Here is a 20,376-nt window from a genome sequence, read left to right on the forward strand (position 1 = left end):
CGACATATGTCAATAAGTACGGAAGAATCGATCTCGTGCCCAAGTCCTTGCCCGTGATCGATATGTCGACGCCCCTGTGCTGCACTCCGGTCGCCGCCAGCCCGGTTGACGACACGGCCGCGCTGCAGGTCGCATTGCGGCTCAAGGCGCTCGCTGATCCGGTGCGGGTCAAATTAATGTCGTTGCTGCTGACGAGCAACGGGGGCGCGGAAACCACGGGAGATCTTGCTGGTGCTGTCCGACTGGCCCAGTCCACGGTCAGCCACCACCTTGGCCAGCTGCGCGAGGCAGGGCTCGTCGAGTCCGATCGACAGGGCATGAACGTCTACCACCGGGCACGCCGCGAGGCTCTGGCCGCGCTGTGCACGGTGCTCGACCCGAACTGTTGCCGCTGAACGACGGATCCGCCGCAAAGTCATGTAGTAACCGTCTAAGGAATAGCTTTTCGTCTTTGGAGCAGACTCCATCGGTACACGGTGCCATCGGTACGACACTGAACTAACCGTCGTCAATCACCTGGAGGCATCGAATGTCCACTGTTGATGCCGTGGATACCGCTCCGGCTAGCGAACGTCATCCGCTGCCGGACCCCGGCGAGCCGGTGCCGAAGCTGGCGCTGCCCACCCTGGCAGTATTTCTCGGCGCTGTTATGGCTTTCGCGGCGGCGACGACGGGATTTATCGCCGGTCTGGTCCCGTTCTGGGTGCCGACAGTGGTCAATGCGGTGGTGACCTTCGTGATGTTCACAGTGGTTCACGACGCGGTGCACTATTCCATCAGCTCGACGCGCTGGGTCAACGGACTGGTTGGCCGGTTGGCGTGGGTCTTCGTGGTGCCGGTATTGGCGTTGCCGGCGTTCGGCTTCATCCACATCGAGCACCATCGTTATGCGAATGATGATGCCAACGACCCGGATACCTTTGCCTCCCATGGGAAGACGTGGCAATTGCCATTCCGCTGGTCGCTTGCCGAAATCTTCTACGGCGACTATTACCTGCGGCGGCTGCGCAGCCGACCCAACGCGGAGGTGGCGGAGACAGCAATGCTGTTGAGTGCCAGCATCGCTGGACTGATCGTCGCAATCCTCACTGGCAATCTATGGACACTGGCAGTGGTGTTCCTGATCCCGCAGCGGATCGGAATCGTTTTCTTGGCGTGGTGGTTCGACTGGTTGCCGCATCATGGGCTCGAAGCCACCCAGCGGACCGATCGCTACCGCGCTACCCGCACCCGGGTAGGCATGGAATGGCTGTTCACGCCGCTGATGCTGTCGCAGAACTACCACCTGGTGCACCATCTGCATCCGTCGGTGCCGTTCTATCGCTATGTGAAGACGTGGAAGCGCAACGAAGAGGCCTATCTGGAACGCGACGCCGCGATCGCCACTGTGTTTGGCCAGCAACTGAATCCGGAGGAGTTCCGGGAATGGAAGGAACTCAACAACAGGCTCGGTCGCATCGTTCCGGTCCGTATGCCTGGCCGGTCCAGCGCGACACATTCGCAGCTGCACCGGATCCCCGTTGCCGCAGTCGATCCCATCACTGCTGACAGCACGATGGTGACGTTCGCGGTTCCCGAAGAGCTACGCGGCGAATTCCGTTTCGCGCCAGGCCAGCATGTCACTGTGCGCACCGACCTCGGCGGTGAGAACGTGCGTCGCAATTACTCGATCTGCGCTCCCGCAACTCGGGCGCAGCTTCGTATCGCGGTCAAACACATTGCCGGTGGTGCGTTCTCGGGTTTCGTGGCCAACGAGCTCAAGGCCGGTGACGTCCTCGAGTTGATGACGCCGACCGGCAATTTCGGTACGCCGCTGGACCCGTTGAACCAGAAGCACTATGTCGGTGTGGTCGCCGGCAGCGGGATCACGCCGGTGCTGTCGATCCTGGAGACGGTGCTCGAAATCGAGACCGAAAGCCGCTTCACCCTCGTCTACGGAAACCACACCAAAGAGTCGACGATGTTCCGAATTGACCTGGACCGGCTGGAATCCCGCTACGCCGACCGGCTTCAGGTCCTGCACGTGCTCTCGTCGGAACCGATGCACACCCCCGAGTTGCGGGGGCGGATCGATGCGCAGCGGCTCGGCACCCTGCTGACGACGGCTCTGAAACCGACGGAGGTCGACGAGTGGTTCCTGTGTGGTCCGATCGGGATGAGCACGACGGCCCGGGAAATGCTGATCGAGCACGACGTCGCGCCGGAGCGGATCCACCTCGAATTGTTCACCGGCTTTGCTGGCGATACCGAAAGGCCTCGCGGCGACTACATCGCGTCGACAGTCACCTTCAGGCTGTCCGGTAGCGAGGCAACGGTCGATCTGCAGCCCGGCGACTCGATTCTGGAAGCGGCACTACAGGTCCGCAGCGACGCACCGTATGCATGCATGGGCGGGGCATGCGGCACCTGCAAAGCCAAACTGCTCACCGGCGAGGTGGTGATGGACCAGAACTTCGCCTTGGGCCGTACCGAACTCGACGCCGGCTACGTCCTAACTTGTCAATCGCATCCCACCACCGATGAGGTCAGTGTCGACTACGACGCATAACCAGCGCGACGCCTGAACTCCCGGGCCACGGACGCGGGAGCTTTGCGTAACCACGCTTCGGTCAGCAGTTCGGACAGCCGTTTCGACCCGACCTCGGACAGCTGCACCGTCACGCAGGCCAACCGTTTGCCCCAGTACAGCTCGCTGAATGCATGGGGGTCTTCGGCGACGCAGGCCCGTATTTCGTCTTCTCCCACCATGATTCGCAGGTGTCCTGGATCAGGAACCGTCGCAAAGATCTTGCCGCGGATCCGAAAGGAACTCATCCCGTGGTGATCCTGCTCGGTGGCTTCGGGTAGTGCCAACGCGAGGGACCGCGCGATTTCGAGGGTGACGCCGGTCATCGAAGCTCCTTCGAGATCACCCAGGCAAGGCGCCGGTGGTGGCATCCGCGAACAGGGCCTCGAGTTCGCCGATGACGTCATCGAGAGGTTCGGTGGATCTGCGAACCCGACTCAAGACGACCGCGCCTTCCATTGCGGCGATGGCCATGGTGGCGAGCCGGCCTGCTCGTGCCGGGTCGACCCCGTCGGCGGCGATTGCGCTCACCAATGTGTCATGCCACCGCTCGAAGATTTCCGTGACGGTCGGCTGCAGGTGCAGATCGTCGGGGGCGGCGCCGACCGCGACGGAAAGGACGGGGCAGCCGGCGTTGAAGTCGGAGTCGTGCAGGGTTTTTGACCAGAAGTCATGAAAGCGCCGCAGAGCCTCGGTGGATCCCTCGCTCGCGGCACGCTCGATGATGGAGCCAATCGCGTCTCCGGCGAGCGTCAGCGCGTCGGTCATCATCTCACTGCGACCGCCGGGAAAATGGTGGTACACCGATCCGCGCGGCGCCCCGCTGCGGGCCAGAACGGCATCGATCGTCACCGCGGCCGCCCCGCGCTCACGGAGCAGTTCGACGGCGCTGAACAGCATCTTCTGTCTGGTGCTGACGCGGCCAGCCACTCCTCACCTCCCGGCTATTATGCTCACCATCATAACCGGCAGGTAGTTCGGCGATTGCTGAGCTGAGGTCAGGGTCGCGGGGTGAGTACGAAGACGCGGGCGCCCTGCTCCCACGCCTGGCGCAAGTCCTCGGGGTTCGGGTCACCGTCGGGTGTGAATCCGATGTTGTTGAAGCTCGCGAAGTTCCGGTTGTCCCGCGCGATGATTCCGTAGTGCTCGACCACGCCGTCCTCGTCGCTGATGACTCGGACGTCGGCGGCACGGCGCCTGCCTTTGAGCAGGATGTCGATGGGTTCGCCGGTGCGCAGGTTCCGGCCCCATGCGAAGGGCGAGCCAACCAGCAACGATTCACCATGCTGTGTGTAGGCGACCGGAATCTTGTGCACCTTGCCGGACTTGCGGCCGACGACGTACAGCGTGACGAGCTTGGCGCCGATCCCGCGCGAGATCAGGGGTGTCTGCATAAGGGTTCGGGTGACGACGTTCGCGACCTTCTGGAACGGCAGTGTCTGGGCCTGACCGGGCTTTCGCTGTGCCATAGCGTCACACGTTAGTCCGGGCGAGGCTTGCTGGCGACGCACTGATACGGACATTGCGACCATTTTGTCGGTGGGCGGTGCCATAGTGACGACCATGATCGATCACTTCGGAATCAACTGCGCCGACCTCGAGGCCGCGAAGAAGTTTTATGACACGGTGCTCGGCACCCTCGGCTTCAGCAGACAGCTGGACTTTGGTGTCGCCGTCGGCTACGGCGCCAACGGAAAGCCCGATTTCTGGCTGAGCAGCTTCGAGGGCATCGGGCCGAATCGCGAAGTGCACGTGGCATTTCAAGCCGCGGACGCCGCTCGGGTTCGGGACTTCTATGAGGCCGCGATAGCGGCTGGCGCAGAATCGCTGCACGAGCCGCGGATGTGGCCGGAATACCACGACCATTACTACGGAGGCTTCGTTCGCGACCTCGACGGCAACAACATCGAGGCGGTGTGCCACAACGCGAACGACGGTGACTGAGAATCAGGCCGACTCGTGGGGCATGTGATCGGCCTCCCGCTTGCTCAACGACCGGCCCAGCCCCCGAATCTCATCCTCCAGCTGCGGAATCAGATCTTTGCTGATCCGCCGCATTAGCGCGACCGCGCGCGGAGACTGCAGAACCGCGCGTGACCAGTACACAATCTCCACCGATCCCGGGCTGAACACCCGAGCCGAACGCTTTTCCATCCCCTTGACGATCGCGGCCGCACACTCCTGTACCGATGTTGTCGAATGCAGCGGCCAGGGAAGCATTTTTCGAATCTTGACGAAGCTGGGCAGGTCCGCCTTAGCGTCGCGCACCATGTCGGTGTCGATCCAGCTCGGATGAACCGAGCCGACCGTCACCCCGCGATGGGCCACCTCCATGGCGAACGCGGCTGTCAGCGATTCGGCCGCCGCCTTGCTCGCGGTGTAGGCGTGCAGCCCGCCCAGCGGAACGAACGACGCCACCGAACAGACGGTCATGACGTGGCCCTTGGTCTCGCTGACGTAGGGCAGTGTCGCGTAGAGCGTGTTCCACACCCCGGTGACGTTGACCGCCATCGCGCGGTCGAACGTTTCCCGACCAACCGTCGCAACAGTTCCGTAGGGCGCGATCCCGGCATTGGCGAGCACGACGTCGATGCGGCCGAAGCGTTTCACCGCAGCGGCCACCGCCTGCTCGACGGCCGGCAAATCGGCGACGTCGAGTTCGACCGAATCCGCTGAGTCGGCGCCGATCTCGTCGCATACCTGGCGCATCAGCTCCGGCTCTAGCCCGGCCAGAAACACTTTGGCGCCCTTGGCCCCACACTGTCGGGCGACCTCGGCGCCGATCCCGCGGGAACCGCCGGTGATGAAGACGACCTTGTCCTGCAGATCCATCTGGAGCTCCGATCCGGTGATCAGTCGTCGAAGTCGAGGCGGAGTTTCTTGCTGGCGGCACGGGTTTGGCAGGTGAGAATGTAACCTGCATCGACCTCGTTCGGGGTGAGCGCGTGGTTCTCCATCATCGGGGTGGCCTGGCCCTCGCACAGCTTGGCGCGACACATTCCACACACCGCCTCTCGGCACGACCACGGAATGTCTTGGCCCGTACGCAACGCCGCGTCGAGGAGCAACTCGCCGTCGCGCATGTCGATTGCCTCGTCCGCGCCCTCGAAGCTGAAGCGCAGCTGTGCGCCGGCGGCGACCTCCGCCTCCTGCGCTGGTTGCGCTTGCGTCGCCGCCGGTACCAGCCCGATCGTGTTGAACAGTTCGAGGTGGATGGCCTGGTCGTCGACGCCCTTGGCGCGCAGTGCTTCCCGAGCACCCTCGGTCATCGGAGCCGGCCCGCACAGGAACCAGTGCGCGACGTCGCCCGATTCCGCCAGCGTGCTCAGGCGCTCGGCGTCGATGCGGCCGTTGGCGAATCCGCTGCCGCTGTGCCCGCCGTCTTCGAGGATGTGCAAGACGGTGAAGCGATCACCGTAGCGCTGGTGCAGTTCGGCGATCTCGTCGAAAAACATCACCGAGTCGCGGTCCCGGTTGGCATACCAGAGTGTGAAGCGACTGTTCGGCTCTTCTTCGAGAACACTGGCGAGGATCGACAAGATCGGTGTGATCCCACTACCGCCGGCGAGTCCGACGTAATGCAGCGCATTCACGGAGTCGAGTTCGGTGTAGAACCGCCCGGCCGGCGGCACGACGTCGACCTCGTCGCCAATCTGCAAGGTGTCCACGACGTAACTGGAAAACACTCCGTCGGCCACCTTCTTCACACCGACCCGCAGGGTTTGGGCGGAGACCGGCGCACAGACCGAGTAGCTGCGGCGCACCTTCTCGCCGTTGACCATCGCCTCGATGGTGATGTGCTGGCCCTGGATGTACCGGAAGGTGTCGCGCAGATCGTCCGGGACATCGAAGGTGACGGCCACGCTGTCGCTGGTCAGCCGTTGGATGTCGGCAACCGCCAACCGGTGCACGCTCTTGGAGCTTTCCGGCTTCTTGCGTGGCCGCTTCGACGGCGCCAGCGGGTCGCCGATCAAGCCCCAGGGCAGGAAGTCGGTCGCCCGCCGTAGCGCCTGGGCCGGCGCTGATTCGGCAATAGCCCGGACCGGATCGGTGATGCTCAGCGATGAACTACTTTTGGGCTCAGCATCGGGCTTCGGCTGCTTGCCCGGACCGCTGCCGATGCCGGCGAGCGTTCCGCGGGCAAGCTTGCGCAGTCCGGGAATATTGGGCAAGACCCCGGCGGCGGCCTTGAGCGCGGTCGCGGTACCGGTGTCCACGGTGCGCCCGATCAGACCGCGCTCCACGTCGGCCTCGGACATCAGGTGGCTGGCCCGCCACAATCCGGCGGCCGGACCGCCGATGAGGTTGTTCTCCGCGAGGAACTCGACGACCTTCTTGCCCCATTCGGCCCTGGTCTTGTGCATGTTGGGGTTGTTGCGGGCGGCGGCGACCGCGCGCTTGCTGTCGAGCCCGCCCGCGGCGTAAACGCCCGGGCTGATCAGCGACTCGACGATCGCGAATGCGACCACAGCGCACAGGGTTTGCTGCGCGAGCAGCTCTGCCGGGTCCATGCCCTGGCTCATCATGTCCGCGATCTGCTCGCGGGCGAAGCGGATGTGCCTGGCCTCCTCGGTCACGTGAATCTGACTGACGCGCCGGACCAATGGCTCGACGGTCTCGTCCGTCATCATCTCGCGCTGGGCCTCGTCGAGAATCTCCTCGGCGACCAGGATCGCCGCATAGGAACTCGGGCCCCAGGTGATCGATTTGAAAATCCGTCCGAGTTCGTTGAACATCTTCGAATGCCGATGGGGCGGCATGCCGGTGCGCGCCAACGCCTTTCCGAACATGATGGAGTGGTGGCACTCGTCCGCGATCTCCGTCAAAGCCCAATGCATGTGCGCGGTCCGCGGGTCCATGTCGTAGGCCGCGCGCAACACCAGTTGCATGAGGATCATCTCGAACCAGATGCCGGAACTGGCGATGCTGGCACTCTCGTGCCGGGTCAGCTGCACCCGCTGCTCGGGTGTCATCTCGTCCCACAGGTCGGTGCCGTACAGGGTGGAGCGGTGCAGCGGCAGGAATGGCGCATTCTCGACCAGCGGTGCGTCCCAATCGATGTCGGTCCACGGATCGTAAGACTGTTTCAGCGCCGACTTCAGTAGTCGACTGGAGATCTTCTCGGACGCCGTAAAGCGTGCGTCAACACCGGTCATGAGAACCTCCCGCGCAACGAGGTCATGAGCTACATCACACAACTACATCACAGTATGACGCTAGCGGGAGCCGCCCCGCTGTGCGTGGTTTCCGCCGAACCGACAGACCCCGGAATAGGTAGCTCAGCAGGACTGTTGCGAGAGTGTATGACGGTTCCAGCCTCGACCCGGGTGGTTCGCAGCGCCCACCGCGGCCACTGGTGGAACGAATGGCTCGACTCCAGGCAGTCGTTTCCGGCCACCGGAAATTTCGACCTTGCGGCGAATGCGCACGGCCTGTTGCTCGTCAACAACGAGGACATCGTGGAGGCGGGGGAGGGCTTCGACACCCACCAGCATCGCGACACCGAAATCATCACCTGGGTGCTGGAAGGCTCGGTGGTGCACCAGGATTCGATCGGTAACAACGGACTGATCTACCCCGGCTTGGCGCAGCGGATGAGCGCGGGGACGGGGATCCGGCATTCCGAACGCAACGGCGCCACCAGGGCGCAGCGGCAGCGGCTTCACGTCGTTCAGATGTGGGTGCCGCCGGACGAGCCTGGTCTGACGCCCAGCTACCAACAACTCGACATCAGCGCCGAACTGGCCACCAACTCGTTGGTGACCCTCGCCTCCGGTATGGCGCGGCACCGCGACGACGCCGCCATCACTATCAACAACAGCCAGGCCGCACTGTTCGTGGCCCGCCTCGAGCCGGGTGCGTCGATCAACGTTCCGGACGCGCCGTTCGTGCATGTTTTCCTGGCCCGTGGTGCAGCAGACTTCGAGGGCGACCGGCTCGACCAGGGCGACGCCGTGCGGATGACCGCGACGGGCGGCCAGCGCCTGACCGCGATCGAACCGACCGAGGTTCTCGTCTGGGAGATGCACGCGGCCGCTTAAAGCGTCCGCTCGCTCTCGAAGACCCGTCGCTGCCCGCTGTAGGGGTCGGTGAATTCGAGAGAGCGTGCCAGTAGCCGCAGCGGGTTCGAATAGTCATCGGGCGCGACGTCACGCACCACCGGATAGAGCGGGTCGCCGAGGATTCCGATGCCCAGCGAGTTGAGGTGCACCCGGAGCTGGTGGGTCTTGCCCGTGCGCGGAATGAGCCGATAGCGCGCATGGTCGCCGCGGCCGTCGAGTAGCTCGATCACGGTCTCGCTGTTGGGCGCTCCCGGGACTTCCTGCGCCTGCAGTACCCCGCGATGCTTGACGATCCGGCTGCGCACCGTGCGCGGGAAGCCCAGGGCCGGGTCGACTCCGCCGATCGCCTCGTAGACCTTGCGCACCCGTCGCTCGGCGAACAGTGTCTGATACGCGCGACGCACGTCCGGCCGGACGGTAAACAACAGCACGCCAGCGGTCAGCCGGTCGAGCCGATGCGCCGGCGAGAGCTCCGGTAGGTCGAATTGTCTTCGCAACCGGACCAGGGCGGTTTCGGCCACGAATCCGCCGCGCGGTGTCGTGGGCAGGAAGTGCGGCTTGTCGACGACCAGCAGGTTTTCGTCGCGGTGCAGGACGGTGACCTCGAACGGAATACGTTGCTCGACCGGCGGATCGCGGTACAGGTAGACGAAACCTGCAGTCTGGTAAGGCGTCTGCGCGTTGATCGGTGTGCCGGATTGGTCGACCACCTCGCCTGCCTCGACCTTCTCCCGGATTCGCGCGGCATCCTCGGGAAAGCGTTGCACGAGATACGCGAGCACGGTTGGCGCGTCGGCGGGAGGCAACCGCAGTCGAGTTGGGTTAAGGCCGTCGCGAATCGGCAGCACCATCAGCCCGTGGGCCAATTCAGGATCATGTCCTGATACCGCTGGCGCAATTGTGCGGCCTGCGCGTCGATGTCCGCGGGATCCCAGCCACTGACATCGATCGGGTCGAGCACCGCGACGTCCACGGTGCCGGGCCGGACGGTGGCAGCGTTGCGCCAGAACACTTCTCCGGCATTGCGAATGACGATCGGGATGATGGGCACCCCGGCCTGCATAGCGATGTGGAACGCGCCCTTCTTGAACGGACCGACGCTCGGGGTGTAGGAGCGGGTGCCCTCCGGGGCGATCGCCACCGAAACTCCGCTCCGCAGCGTATCCACGACTGGCGCCAGCGCCTCGCGGGCCTTCTCGCTGTTGGCTCGGTCGATGAACGTGGTGCCGGCGAACTTGAGGATCGGACCGATCACCGGGCTTTCGGTCAACTCCTGCTTGGCGATTCCGGTGAAGCCGCTACGCAGCACCTTGGCGACGATCGGGACATCGAACTGACTCTGATGGTTGAACACGAATACGGCCGGCCGGGGAGACCTGGCGTTGTGCTCACCGATCACGCGCAATCGGACGCCCGCGCCGCCAAGGGTCAAATCGCCGACGAGCTGCGCCATCCGGTCAAGGCCGTGGCGCCGATCGCCGCCGAACGCCGCGATCCCCGCCCCGACTAGCGCCCCGCCGAAGAAGCCGCCGAACCCGGCGGCCGTCCTCGCGACGTTACCGAGCCCGCGCGGAGCGAAGCGCAACACCGGCCACTGCCTTGCCTCCGCCTGCTTGGACAGCTGCCGATCCGGGTTGACCGCCACCGGATGGCCAACTGCGGCAAGGAACTCCACATCCTCACCACCGTTCGAGTACGCGTAGCTCTGCGTCATGTCGAGACCGTTGGCGTCGGCGAACCGCCGCACAGCAGCGGCCTTTCCGCTGCGCCACAATGTCTTTCCGGCGACGCGGCCGGTCAGCACACCGTCGACAGCTTCGAGCGGAGTGAACAAGACGTTTGTGACGCCCAAAGCTCGTGCTGCTGGCTCGATCTGAAACCGGGTTGCCGAGGACGCGATCACCACGGTGTGGCCCGCTTCGAGGTGAGCCTGCACCAACCGCCACGCCTCCGGGTACAGATGTCCGGCGATTCGCTTCTCGAACACCTTCTGTCCGATGTCCTCGAGCTCTGCCTCCGTGCGACCCTTGAACGAATGCAGCGCAAGGTCCATGAAACTTTCGAACTGCGCCTCCGTCTTGCCGCCGCGAATGCCGGCCAGCATGGTGCGGGTCAGCTCGGCCGTGCGAGCCGTGCGTGGACGCCACAGCTGACGGTACAGCGGGAACCCGGAAAAGCCATGCACCACAGTGCCGTCGAAGTCGAAGAACGCTCCGATGTGGGGTCCCTGCGGGCCGTTGCGAATCTCCGAAATGGCGTCATCGAGCAACATCGCTGTCCTTAGCAACACGGCCGTCCTTCCGATTGGATTCGTCCAATGCCGCGGCCTTGGCGAGCCGTTGTTCGACGGCACGGATTTCATCGGCGAACTGCCTTCGACGAGCCAGCACGTCCGAATCCTCGGCCCGCACCAGGTTTCGGTTGGCTGCCAACTGCAGCGCGGTCGAAAACAGCTCGGACGATACTGATTCCGGGCTGTGCAGCCGCGCCTGCAGCAACATTTGGGTGCCCACCGCGACACAGCTGTCGAGAAATTCCTTCTTGTCACCGACCGGTGCCGTGCCCAGCGCCACCAGCCGTTCGGCCACCACCAATTGCGCGTCGAAGAATGAGCGCAGAACCCGGTGCGCCATCAGGAATCCGGTGTCGGCAAGCAGCTGCAGCAGCTCATCAACAGTAGGCCGGCGATCGTTCCAGTCGGGATCGATCAACAGCATCTCCGCGGTCAGCTCCTGCTCGAATACTTCGCGCTCCGGGAAGAAGAACTCGAACTTGAGCAGATCCCGCAGTTCCAGCGCGGCGTGCCAACCGCGCCGCAGCGGATCCGTGAAACCGCTCTCGGTGGCGGTGAGGATGGTCAGCTCGAGCACCGCACGATTGACGAACCAATGAATTCCGCTGTTGCGGTAGAACGCTGCTACTAGATGCTGGCCGGGCTCGATCGAGTAGACGGCCTCCTCGCCACCGGTGTAGGCGGTGAGCACCTTCGCCGCGGCGAGCTGGTCGAGCACACCGCCCAGGCCGGAGTCGGTGCGCAGTACGGACAGCTCGCCCTGCGGAATGCGGCGCAGCTCAATGTAAGTGAGCACGGGCGCGATCACCGCGCGGATTTCCGGAATGGTCAACGCTCGGTCGCTCACGCCGAGCAGGGCAAGCGTCACCAGTGAATTCGCCGAAATCGGCGTGACCGAGTTGATGCCCACGGCGACCTCGAAGGCCAGCTTCTGTACCGCCAACCGAGACCGGGCGAGGTCCTCCTCGGTCTGAGTGACGCCCGCGGCCGGGAAGACGTCACCGTTGGCGAGCAGGCGTTCGCGCACCGAAAGCGGTTGGCCGAAGCGGACATACACCCGGCCGGCGGCGTTCTGCTGGCTGCGGACGTACCGCGCCATCCACGCCAGCCCCTCCGGTTTCTTTGCGCCGCCGATCTGCTCGCTGGCGATGGCGCCGAGTTCGTGCAGTCGCTCGTAGGTGATCGACACCGGAACCAGCAGCGCGTCCTCGGCGCGTCCCTCGCGCACGGCGTCCGCCACGTAGTTCATCAGACCGTACTTGGGCGGACGTAGCTTGCCGGTGCGGGTCCGTCCACCTTCGAAGTACCACTCCAGGTTGAAGCGCTTCGCCAGCAGATAGGCGAAGTATTCCTCGACGACCGCCTTGTAGATCTCGTCGTCGCCGAAACTGCGGCGAATGAATACGGTGCCGGAGCGGCGCGCGATCGGTCCGACGGGCCAGAAGCTCAGATTGGCCCCGCCCATCAGGTGGTTGGGCGGGAAATCGTTCTGCGCCAGCACATCCCCGAGCACGAAGGGGTCGGCGTAGGACCGGTGCGACGGCAAAAACACGAGCGGATACCGACGGTTGTATTCGCGCAGGTTCTCGAGGCCCGATTGATCGGCATCCACGGTCCAGGCGCGCTTGTGAAACGGGGCCATGGCCTGGGTGAACAGGTCGGTCACCAATCGGCTCTGCACCGCCACCAGTTCGTGCAGGCAGTCTTGGGCGCGTCGAACGGCCTCCGGCTCGGAAATGCCCATCCGGACCGCGATATCGCGGAGCTTGGCGCGAAAGCCGGTGTTGTCGAGAATCTCATCGGCCACCAACCGCGGAATTTTGTAGCGGTCACCGATCACGGAACGTTCCGCGCGCTCGAGGGCAAGAACGGCGGTGCGGGCGATGTAGCGGGCGAACGCCTCCGGGCCGGTCGCGCCGTTCGATTCCAGATGGCGGGTACGCAATTCGCTCAATCGCGCTGGCTCGCCGATGAGAACGCGATGGCGGTCCGGCGCGTTGCGCACGATCCACTTCTGCATGAGGCGGTTCGGGTTGCGCGGGTTGCTCAGGGTGGCCAAGTCGGACAGCCGCGCGCGGCGCACCCCGTCGCGTTCGGGTGGTAGCCACAGCACCCGTACCGGCAGGATGAGTGGGTCGTCGCTGCGGCCGACCACTCCCCGGGCGATCGCGTGGGCCTCGAGCGGCAACAGCGTCGGGTCTGCGTCGGGGTAACGTTCGCGAAGTTCGTTGCCGCGCAGCCAGGTTGCGATGACGTCAGCTTCGACCGAGGTCGACGAATCCGACAGCACCACGAGGTTGTCCACCTGGCTACCTCCATCGAAGTCTTAGCGAGCGGTCGCGGCGAGAACTGGCTGTATCCGGTCGAGTATGTAAGGCAAGGACAGGGGAGATTGCTGGTCGAGCCCGATTGCCGTGGCCAATCCGAGGAAGCCGACCGTTCCGTGTTGGGCGGCGGGGAGTTGCCAGTAGCCCGGCAGGGACTGGAACTCGCCCTGTTGGTCGGGTTCGGCCAGTGCCACGCCGAGCATGTCGGCGTTCAGTTCGGACACCCGGCCGGGTGGCAGCAGCATGTGTCCGACCGGGCCCACCATGGCGACAAGATTCGGCGCCAGCACCATGCCCATCCGGATGAAGAAGGTACTGGTCGGGTCGTCTTTGTCGGCGAAGACCGTTATTTGATCGTCGCCCGAGTAGTACACGGTCGCAAACGTCTTGCCCTTCAAGCCTGGATATTTGGCGATAGTCGCATCCATTTGTCCGTTGACCTTGTCGATGACCGACTGTGCGGTGTCGTCGCGGGCGAGTACCTTGCCGAGCACGCGAACCTCATCGGACCAGGACTGGACGCGGCTGCGGCTCAGGTTCGGAATTGTGGGCGCGATGGTATCCAGCTTGTCGATGGTGGGCTTGTCGGTCACGGTAGAGGCCAGGATCAGGTCGGGATGCAGGGCTGCGACCTGCGCGGGCACATCACCCTTGGCGTCGATGGCCGTGCTGCTATGCAGGGACGTGGGTTCCCACGGCGCGCTCTGTCCCGTTCGGACGAGGACGTCGTCCAAATACCCGACGGGTTGCACGCCCAGCGATTCGGTCGCATCGAGCCATTGGGTGCCCAGGGTGACGATGCGTTTGGGAACGCCGTCGATGGTGGTCCGTCCCAGCGAGTGGCCGACGGTGACCGTGCGCGAGTCGGGGTTTCCCGCGCCGCATCCCGAAACTGTGACGGCGACGACGAGCGAGAGCAGTGCGGTGATGAACCGAAGATGGCGGCGGCAATTTCGGCGAAGCGTGGCGTAGCCCGCAGTCCGCATCAACGTCGGCTCCTCACCAGGTAGCGATTCTGTCGAGAATACAAGGCGGTCGGTGACGATTGGGGCCCGTCGGAGGATGCCTACAGCCCCTAGACTCTGCACTGTGACGAACTGGACATCGGCCGACATTCCGGATCAGAAGGGCCGCACCTTTGTGGTGACCGGCGCCAACAGCGGACTCGGGGAGGTCGCGGCCCGTGCGTTGGCCGCGGCGGGCGCCGACGTCATCCTGGCCTGTCGCGACACGGTCAAGGGCCAGCGGGTGGCCCGCTCGATCGGCGGGTCGGCGCAGGTGCGCGAACTCGACCTGGCGAACCTCGCCTCGGTTCGGGCATTCGCCTCCGCGGTCGATCGGTGCGACGTTCTGATCAACAATGCCGGCGTCATGGCAGTGCCGAAGCGGCAGACTGCGGACGGCTTCGAAATGCAGATCGGCACAAATCATTTGGGCCACTTCGCGTTGACCGGGCTGCTGCTGCCGAAGATCACCGACCGGGTGGTCACGGTGTCCAGTGGAGCCCACAATGCGGGCCGGATCGACCTGGCGGACCTGAATTATGAGCATCGACGGTATGAGCGTTGGACCGCCTATGGTCAGTCCAAGCTGGCCAACCTGCTCTTCGCCTTCGAGTTGCAGCGCCGCCTCGACGCGGCCGGCTCCGCGATCAAATCCGTTGCCGCCCATCCGGGTTACGCCTCCACGAACCTGCAGTCCCACACCGAGTCGGTCATGGACGCATTGATGGCCTTGGGCAACCGGTTCCTCGCCCAGAGCGCGGAAATGGGTGCGCTTCCGGAGCTGTACGCGGCAACGTCGCCGGATGCGGTGGGTGGCGGTTACTACGGACCGGGACAGATGTTCGGCATGCGCGGCTACCCGGCGCCGTCGTCGTGCAGCAGCCAGGCCAAGGACGCCGAAACCGCCGCGCGGCTGTGGACGTTGTCCGAGGACCTGACGGGTGTGACATTCGACTTCGCGGCCGCCACCCGGTGAGCGGGCCGGTGGCGAGCTGTTACTCTAGGTAACCATGCAGCGCGCGTACTACTGGTTTACCAAGCCGGCCCTGGGTGGGCCGGGTTGCGTGAACCTGCGCTGACTCACCACCCGAGAGCCGGATACAGACCGGCTCGCGGGGTAGCGAAGAACTGTGCGGGCCGGCCTGGGAACAGGAACCCACGTGACCACCGCCCTGAAGGTGCCCTCTCTGGAGCACCGCACGGATGACCACCGCACGCTGAGCATCAGCCCGCTGGACTCGCCTGCCGAGCTGCGCCGCGCATACCCGGTCGACGACGCGATCGCAGCCGTCGTTCGGCGTGGTCGAGCAGCGACCGTCGACGTACTCGATGGTCGCGATGACCGGCTGATGGTGATCGTCGGACCATGCTCGGTGCACGACCCCGCCGCGGCTCTCGACTACGCCGACAGGCTCGCGGCCGTCGACGCGGCGCTCGGCGACCGCCTGCACCTCGTGATGCGTGTCTACTTCGAGAAGCCGCGGACGACGCTCGGCTGGAAGGGCCTGATCAACGACCCGCACCTCGACGGCACCTTCGACGTCAACGCCGGTCTGCGGTTGGCGCGTCAGTTGCTGGTCGACATCAGCGCTCGTGGTCTCCCGGTGGCGTGCGAGTTCCTCGACCCCATCACGCCGCAATACATTGCCGACCTGGTCAGTTACGGCGCGATCGGCGCGCGCACCGCGGCAAGTCAGGTTCATCGTCAGCTCAGTAGCGCGCTGTCGATGCCGGTCGGCATCAAGAACGGGACGGACGGTGACGTGCAGGTCGCGGTCGATGGGGTGCGGGCGGCCGCCGCCAGCCACGTCTTCGCGGGTACCGATCTCGAGGGCCGGGCCGCGCTCATCCGCACGGCTGGCAACCCGGATTGCCACATCATCCTGCGCGGCGGGTCTTCCGGTCCCAACTACGATGCCGCGGCTGTCGGTTCGGCAATGGAAAAGCTGGCCGCGGCGGGTCTGTCGCAGCGGGTCGTCGTCGACGCGAGCCACGGCAACAGCGGCAAAGACCACAACCGTCAACCGCTGGTCGTGGACGATATTGCGCGGCGGATCGTCGAGGGTGATCGCAAGGTTGTGGGCGTCATGTTGGAGAGCTTCCTGGTGGCCGGCCGCCAAGACCTCGAGCTCGGACGACCGGAGTTACTCGCTTACGGACAGTCCATCACCGACGCCTGCCTCGATTGGGCGACCACCGAGCGCCAACTCGCGGTGCTCGCGGATGCGGTGGCGGCGCGTCGACGCTAGCGAACGTTGTGCGGGCGGAACTGCACGCTGATCCGCGGACCGATCACCCGTGACGACTTGGGTACGCAGTGTTCCCAGGTGCGTTGACACGATCCACCCATGACGAGGAGGTCGCCGTGGCCGAGGTTGTAGCGGATCGACTTGCCGCCGCCGCGGGGCCGCAGCAGCAGCGGTCTGGCATCGCCGAGCGAAACGATCGCGACCATCGTGTCTTCGGACCTGCTGCGGCCGATGTTGTCTCCATGCCACGCAACGCTGTCGGCGCCGTCGCGGTAGTAGCAGAGGCCCGCGGTGGTGAACGGTTCACCCAACTCCTGCCGGTAATGCCCGGTCAGGGCGTCGCGCATGGTGTCGAGCAGTGGGTCCGGAAGGGATTCGCCCTCCTCGTAGAAGCGGGTCAGTCGCGGTACGTCCACCACCCGCTCATACATCGCGCGGCGCTCGGCACGCCAGGGCACGGCGTCGACCAGACGGGCGAAGAGTTCGGCCGAGTTGGCGAGCCAGCCGGGAGCGAAATCGACCCATGCGCCGTGGGAAAGCTGCGCCCGACGGACCGTGGCGGCGAGGTCCTGCATGCCGTCAACCGGCAAGCTCTCGAATAGCGAGATCTGCGGTGCTGCGAACACGTGTTCGAGGATACACCTTGTCGGCCGGCGCTGAAGGTCTGCTGAAGGTTCGTGTTGGGCTGGCCGTAGGGCCGCGGTTCGCCGCTACGGTCGTTGCGAGTTGTTCGTCCGATGACTGCGAAGGAGCGTCGAAATGCGGGTGTCGAAACTACGGTTGGCGGTCGGCGGTTTCGCGCTGGCCACTGTTTTCGGTGTGGCTGGCGCCGGTGCGGCGGTTGCCGTGCAGACCCACATGTTCGATGCCAGGGACGACTTGCAGGCTGCCCGGACCGCGCTGCAGCAAGCAGTTCCCGACAAGGCCGGCCACCGGGAGGCGGCAATCGATCTGATCGGGCGCGCCCTCGACCAGGTCGATCAGGGTATCCAGGCCGGCGCTCGCTGATCGCGCCAATGCCTCATGCGGATCGCGTCTGAAACCGCCCGCGGCATCGAGGGGTTGCCGCGCTCGGCGGAGTGCCGCCGCCGATGATTCTTGTCGGATGCGACACGTACGGTCTGCTTCATGAGCGGCTACGAATTTCAGGTGACCATCGACTCGGCCAATCCGCACGCGCAGGCGCAGTGGTGGGCGGACGCGCTCGGCTGGCAGGTTGAGCCGAGCGATTCCGAATTCATCCGGCGCATGGTCGCGGCCGGCCACGCTTCTGCTGAGGACACACTCGAATGGAACGGCACCCTGGTGTGGCGCGCGGGTGCGGCGATCCGCGATCCAGATCAGCCGGGTCGGCCGCGTGTGCTTTTCCAGCTGGTGCCGGAGGGGAAGTCGGTCAAGAACCGTGTGCACCTTGATATTCGGGTGGGGGAGCAGCGCGAAGAGGTGGCCGAACGGTTGATCGCTGCTGGCGCAACGCTTATGCATCGCGGGCAGCAAGGTCCTTATGAGTGGCTCACGCTCAGCGATCCCGAGGGCAACGAGTTCTGCGTGACCTGAGCGCCGATTGGTCAGGCGTCGAGATCCTGCTGCACCAACTCGGCGATCGTGTTGAGCGTCGCTTGGTCCTCGGATGCGACCGTCACCTGTGCGCCGTTACCAGCGCCGAGGGTCATGATCATCAGGGCCGAGCCGGCGTCCACGGGAGCCCCGCCGTCGAGCGAAAGCGTCACCGGCACACCGGAATCGACGACTGCTTGGGAGATGATGGCGGCCGGCCGGGCGTGCAGGCCGATGGCCGATCCGACGATGACGGACTTGGTGTGCATGAGATTCTCCTTGTTCTGGTGCTGTCGAATGGGTCAGGCGGTTGCCAGTGCGGCGGTTTCCACACGGGCGACGTTGGGTTTGGTGAACTGCTTGGCGGCGACCACGGCGAGTGCGCCGGTGATGGTCCCGGCGGCCAGCGCGACCAGGAACCACACGAGGTTGCCGATGGCGAAGAACACGAACACTCCGCCGTGCGGTGCCTTGAGCGTGACGTCGAACGCCATGACCAGTGCGCCGGTAACGGCGCCGCCGGCCATCATGGATGGGATCACTCGCAGTGGGTCGGCGGCGGCGAACGGGATAGCGCCTTCGGAAATGAACGATGCGCCGAGCAGCCAAGCGGCCCTGCCATTTTCCCGCTCCGGCTCGGTGAACAGGCCGGGCCGAACTGTCGACGCGAGGGCCAGAGCCAGCGGCGGCACCATTCCCGCGGCCATCACCGCGGCCATGATGCGCAGCGACGCGGGGTCGGCCACGTTCAGTCCGGCCGTGGCGAATGCGTAGGCGGCCTTGTTGACCGGACCGCCGAGATCGAAGCACATCATCAGGCCGAGGATGATGCCGAGCACGATTACCGAACTGCCGGTTAGTCCGTTGAGCCAGTGCGTAAGGCTGTTGGTCACCCAGGCCAGCGGGCGACCGAGCAGCAGAAACATCAGCAGACCGACGACCAGCGAGGCGAACAGTGGAATGATCACCACCGGCATGAGGCCTCGCACCCATTGCGGCACAGCGATTCTGCTGATCCACAGTGCGGTGAAGCCGGCGATCAGACCGCCGACAATGCCCCCGATGAAGCCGCCTCCGACGAACACTGCCACCGCCCCTGCGGTGAATCCCGGTGCGATGCCGGGCCGGTCGGCGATGGCAAAGGAGATGTAGCCTGCCAATGCTGGTACGAGGAACGAAAAGGCAAGGGTTCCAAGCTCGAACAACACCGCACCGAGGTAGATCTTCAGCCCGCCGGCAGGCAGATTGGTCAGGGAGTTGGTGCTCGCGATGAGGTAACCGAGCGAATGTGACTGCCCGGTTGGGGTGTTCGCGATGTCGTAGCCGGCGAGCAGGAATCCGAGCGCGATCAGCAGACCGCCCGCGGCGACGAACGGGATCATGTAACTGACGCCGGTGAGCAGGATCTGTCGGGTACGGGTGCCCCACCCGACGGTGGAGGCACGAGCCTCCGTCGCGGGTGCTACCTCGCCCTCTACGCGTGCGGTGGACGGATTGTCCGCTGCAGCAAGGGCTTCGGAGATCATCGTGTCGGGCTCGTTGATGGCCCGCTTGACGCCCGAGGCCACCACCGGTTTGCCAGCAAATCGTGCGCGGTCCTTGACCCCGACGTCGGTGGCGAAGATGACTGCGCCTGCATTTGCGATGGTCTGCGCCGCCAGCGGCGTGCTGCCCGAAGACCCCTGGGTCTCCACCTGCAACGCAACCCCGGCGCGTTTCGCGGCCGCGGTCAGGGCATCGGCAGCCATGTAGGTGTGCGCGATTCCGGTGGGGCAGGCGGTCACCGCGACGAGGGACTTCGCGGCCTCCTTGGGCGCGGCGGGCTTGGGCTGCGGCGCGGGCGCAGGCGCGGGCGCGGGATTGACCACATGATCGACGAGGTCGACGATTTCCGCTGCGCTCGCGGCCGCCCGCAGCGACGCGACGAACTCTGGCCGGACCAGCGCGCGCGCCAGACTCGACAGCAGCTTCATGTGCTCGGCGCCGCCGGATTCCGGTGCAGCAATGAGGAATACCAGGTCGGCGGGCCCGTCCGGCGCGCCGAAGTCGACTTTGGGCGCGAGCCGGGCGAACCCGATCGTCGGGGTGTCGACATGCGGTGACCGACAGTGCGGAATAGCGATGCCGCCCGGAAGACCGGTGGCCGACTGTGCTTCCCGGGCCAAGGCTGCCTCGACCAGACCATCGCGGTCCGTCGCTCGCCCAGCGTCGGCGAGCTTCGTCGCCAGGCGGCCGATCACGGCGTTCTTGTCGGCGCCTGCATCGACGTCGAGCAAGACCAGGTCGGTGGTGATTATCGGGTCGGACATGCGAGCACC

At 65.1% G+C, this 20,376-nt stretch carries 20 protein-coding genes; 8 read left to right on the plus strand and 12 right to left on the minus strand.

Annotated features, from left to right (window positions below):
• Positions 1 to 35 precede the first annotated feature (35 nt).
• Together FOS14_RS16165 and FOS14_RS16170 are read left to right on the plus strand one after the other, a co-directional pair.
• Complete coding sequence (locus FOS14_RS16165) at positions 36 to 395, plus strand: Rv2640c family ArsR-like transcriptional regulator (RefSeq protein ID WP_143771832.1); 360 nt, start codon at positions 36 to 38, stop codon at positions 393 to 395.
• 134 nt (positions 396 to 529) lie between these two features.
• A complete protein-coding gene (locus FOS14_RS16170) occupies positions 530 to 2,548 on the plus strand; it encodes a fatty acid desaturase (protein WP_143771833.1) in 2,019 nt (672 codons plus the stop codon).
• On the opposite strand, the gene FOS14_RS16175 is transcribed toward FOS14_RS16170, so the two are convergent.
• From FOS14_RS16175 to FOS14_RS16185, 3 genes are all read right to left on the minus strand, one after another.
• Positions 2,536 to 2,892, minus strand: coding sequence for an MmcQ/YjbR family DNA-binding protein (locus FOS14_RS16175; protein ID WP_185981798.1), 357 nt, complete (start codon positions 2,890 to 2,892; stop codon positions 2,536 to 2,538). The genes FOS14_RS16170 and FOS14_RS16175 overlap by 13 nt on opposite strands.
• 16 nt (positions 2,893 to 2,908) lie before the next feature.
• Positions 2,909 to 3,496 carry a TetR/AcrR family transcriptional regulator gene (locus tag FOS14_RS16180; protein ID WP_255450385.1) on the minus strand — a complete coding sequence of 196 codons (588 nt, stop codon included), beginning with the start codon at positions 3,494 to 3,496 and terminating at the stop codon, positions 2,909 to 2,911.
• A gap of 68 nt (positions 3,497 to 3,564) precedes the next feature.
• Positions 3,565 to 4,035, minus strand: a complete 471-nt coding sequence (locus FOS14_RS16185; RefSeq protein ID WP_143771835.1) for a nitroreductase/quinone reductase family protein — start codon at positions 4,033 to 4,035, stop codon at positions 3,565 to 3,567.
• Positions 4,036 to 4,129: 94 nt separating this feature from the next.
• Between FOS14_RS16185 and FOS14_RS16190 the strand changes: the two genes are divergently transcribed.
• Positions 4,130 to 4,510 (plus strand): VOC family protein, encoded by a 381-nt coding sequence (locus FOS14_RS16190; protein WP_143771836.1) that lies wholly within the window; start codon positions 4,130 to 4,132, stop codon positions 4,508 to 4,510.
• A 3-nt stretch (positions 4,511 to 4,513) separates the two neighbouring features.
• Here the strand turns inward: FOS14_RS16190 and FOS14_RS16195 are convergent, their stop codons facing one another.
• The gene (locus tag FOS14_RS16195; protein ID WP_143771837.1) at positions 4,514 to 5,398 is read right to left on the minus strand and encodes an SDR family oxidoreductase; all 885 of its coding nucleotides are present in this window, start codon (positions 5,396 to 5,398) and stop codon (positions 4,514 to 4,516) included.
• Positions 5,399 to 5,418: 20 nt separating this feature from the next.
• Complete coding sequence (locus tag FOS14_RS16200; RefSeq protein WP_143771838.1) at positions 5,419 to 7,722, minus strand: diiron oxygenase; 2,304 nt, start codon at positions 7,720 to 7,722, stop codon at positions 5,419 to 5,421.
• A 147-nt stretch (positions 7,723 to 7,869) separates the two neighbouring features.
• On the opposite strand from FOS14_RS16200, the gene FOS14_RS16205 reads away from it, so the two are divergent.
• Entirely contained in the window at positions 7,870 to 8,607 is a 738-nt protein-coding gene (locus tag FOS14_RS16205; RefSeq protein WP_143771839.1) for a pirin family protein, read from the plus strand.
• Here the strand turns inward: FOS14_RS16205 and FOS14_RS16210 are convergent.
• From FOS14_RS16210 to FOS14_RS16225, 4 genes are read right to left on the minus strand one after another with little or no spacing between them, the layout of a single operon-like run.
• The gene (locus FOS14_RS16210; protein WP_143771913.1) at positions 8,604 to 9,479 is read right to left on the minus strand and encodes an RluA family pseudouridine synthase; all 876 of its coding nucleotides are present in this window, start codon (positions 9,477 to 9,479) and stop codon (positions 8,604 to 8,606) included. The two genes, FOS14_RS16205 and FOS14_RS16210, sit on opposite strands and share 4 nt — an antisense overlap.
• The gene (locus FOS14_RS16215; RefSeq protein ID WP_143771840.1) at positions 9,479 to 10,900 is read right to left on the minus strand and encodes an HAD-IB family hydrolase; all 1,422 of its coding nucleotides are present in this window, start codon (positions 10,898 to 10,900) and stop codon (positions 9,479 to 9,481) included. The genes FOS14_RS16210 and FOS14_RS16215 overlap by 1 nt, the downstream gene beginning before the upstream one ends.
• Positions 10,887 to 13,226 carry a glycerol-3-phosphate 1-O-acyltransferase gene (locus tag FOS14_RS16220; RefSeq protein WP_255450386.1) on the minus strand — a complete coding sequence of 780 codons (2,340 nt, stop codon included), beginning with the start codon at positions 13,224 to 13,226 and terminating at the stop codon, positions 10,887 to 10,889. The genes FOS14_RS16215 and FOS14_RS16220 overlap by 14 nt, the downstream gene beginning before the upstream one ends.
• A gap of 21 nt (positions 13,227 to 13,247) precedes the next feature.
• Entirely contained in the window at positions 13,248 to 14,234 is a 987-nt protein-coding gene (locus FOS14_RS16225) for an ABC transporter substrate-binding protein (protein WP_185981799.1), read from the minus strand.
• 103 nt (positions 14,235 to 14,337) lie between these two features.
• Here FOS14_RS16225 and FOS14_RS16230 point away from each other — a divergent pair, with 103 nt between their 5' ends.
• Together FOS14_RS16230 and FOS14_RS16235 are read left to right on the plus strand one after the other, a co-directional pair.
• Positions 14,338 to 15,228, plus strand: coding sequence for an oxidoreductase (locus FOS14_RS16230; protein WP_185981800.1), 891 nt, complete (start codon positions 14,338 to 14,340; stop codon positions 15,226 to 15,228).
• A gap of 184 nt (positions 15,229 to 15,412) precedes the next feature.
• Positions 15,413 to 16,501 (plus strand): 3-deoxy-7-phosphoheptulonate synthase, encoded by a 1,089-nt coding sequence (locus tag FOS14_RS16235; RefSeq protein WP_143771843.1) that lies wholly within the window; start codon positions 15,413 to 15,415, stop codon positions 16,499 to 16,501.
• Here the strand turns inward: FOS14_RS16235 and FOS14_RS16240 are convergent.
• The gene (locus FOS14_RS16240; protein ID WP_143771915.1) at positions 16,498 to 17,076 is read right to left on the minus strand and encodes an alpha-ketoglutarate-dependent dioxygenase AlkB; all 579 of its coding nucleotides are present in this window, start codon (positions 17,074 to 17,076) and stop codon (positions 16,498 to 16,500) included. The genes FOS14_RS16235 and FOS14_RS16240 overlap by 4 nt on opposite strands.
• Positions 17,077 to 17,260: 184 nt before the next feature.
• On the opposite strand from FOS14_RS16240, the gene FOS14_RS16245 reads away from it, so the two are divergent.
• Together FOS14_RS16245 and FOS14_RS16250 are read left to right on the plus strand one after the other, a co-directional pair.
• Positions 17,261 to 17,509, plus strand: coding sequence for a hypothetical protein (locus FOS14_RS16245; protein WP_143771844.1), 249 nt, complete (start codon positions 17,261 to 17,263; stop codon positions 17,507 to 17,509).
• Positions 17,510 to 17,629: 120 nt separating this feature from the next.
• A complete protein-coding gene (locus FOS14_RS16250; protein WP_143771845.1) occupies positions 17,630 to 18,058 on the plus strand; it encodes a VOC family protein in 429 nt (142 codons plus the stop codon).
• 11 nt (positions 18,059 to 18,069) lie between these two features.
• On the opposite strand, the gene FOS14_RS16255 is transcribed toward FOS14_RS16250, so the two are convergent.
• Both FOS14_RS16255 and FOS14_RS16260 read right to left on the minus strand, forming a co-directional pair.
• Positions 18,070 to 18,327, minus strand: a complete 258-nt coding sequence (locus FOS14_RS16255) for an HPr family phosphocarrier protein (RefSeq protein WP_143771846.1) — start codon at positions 18,325 to 18,327, stop codon at positions 18,070 to 18,072.
• Between the two features lie 33 nt (positions 18,328 to 18,360).
• Complete coding sequence (locus tag FOS14_RS16260) at positions 18,361 to 20,367, minus strand: fructose-specific PTS transporter subunit EIIC (RefSeq protein WP_143771847.1); 2,007 nt, start codon at positions 20,365 to 20,367, stop codon at positions 18,361 to 18,363.
• Positions 20,368 to 20,376 lie beyond the last annotated feature (9 nt).

This window comes from Skermania sp. ID1734, assembly GCF_007489285.1.
Taxonomy (GTDB): domain Bacteria; phylum Actinomycetota; class Actinomycetes; order Mycobacteriales; family Mycobacteriaceae; genus ID1734.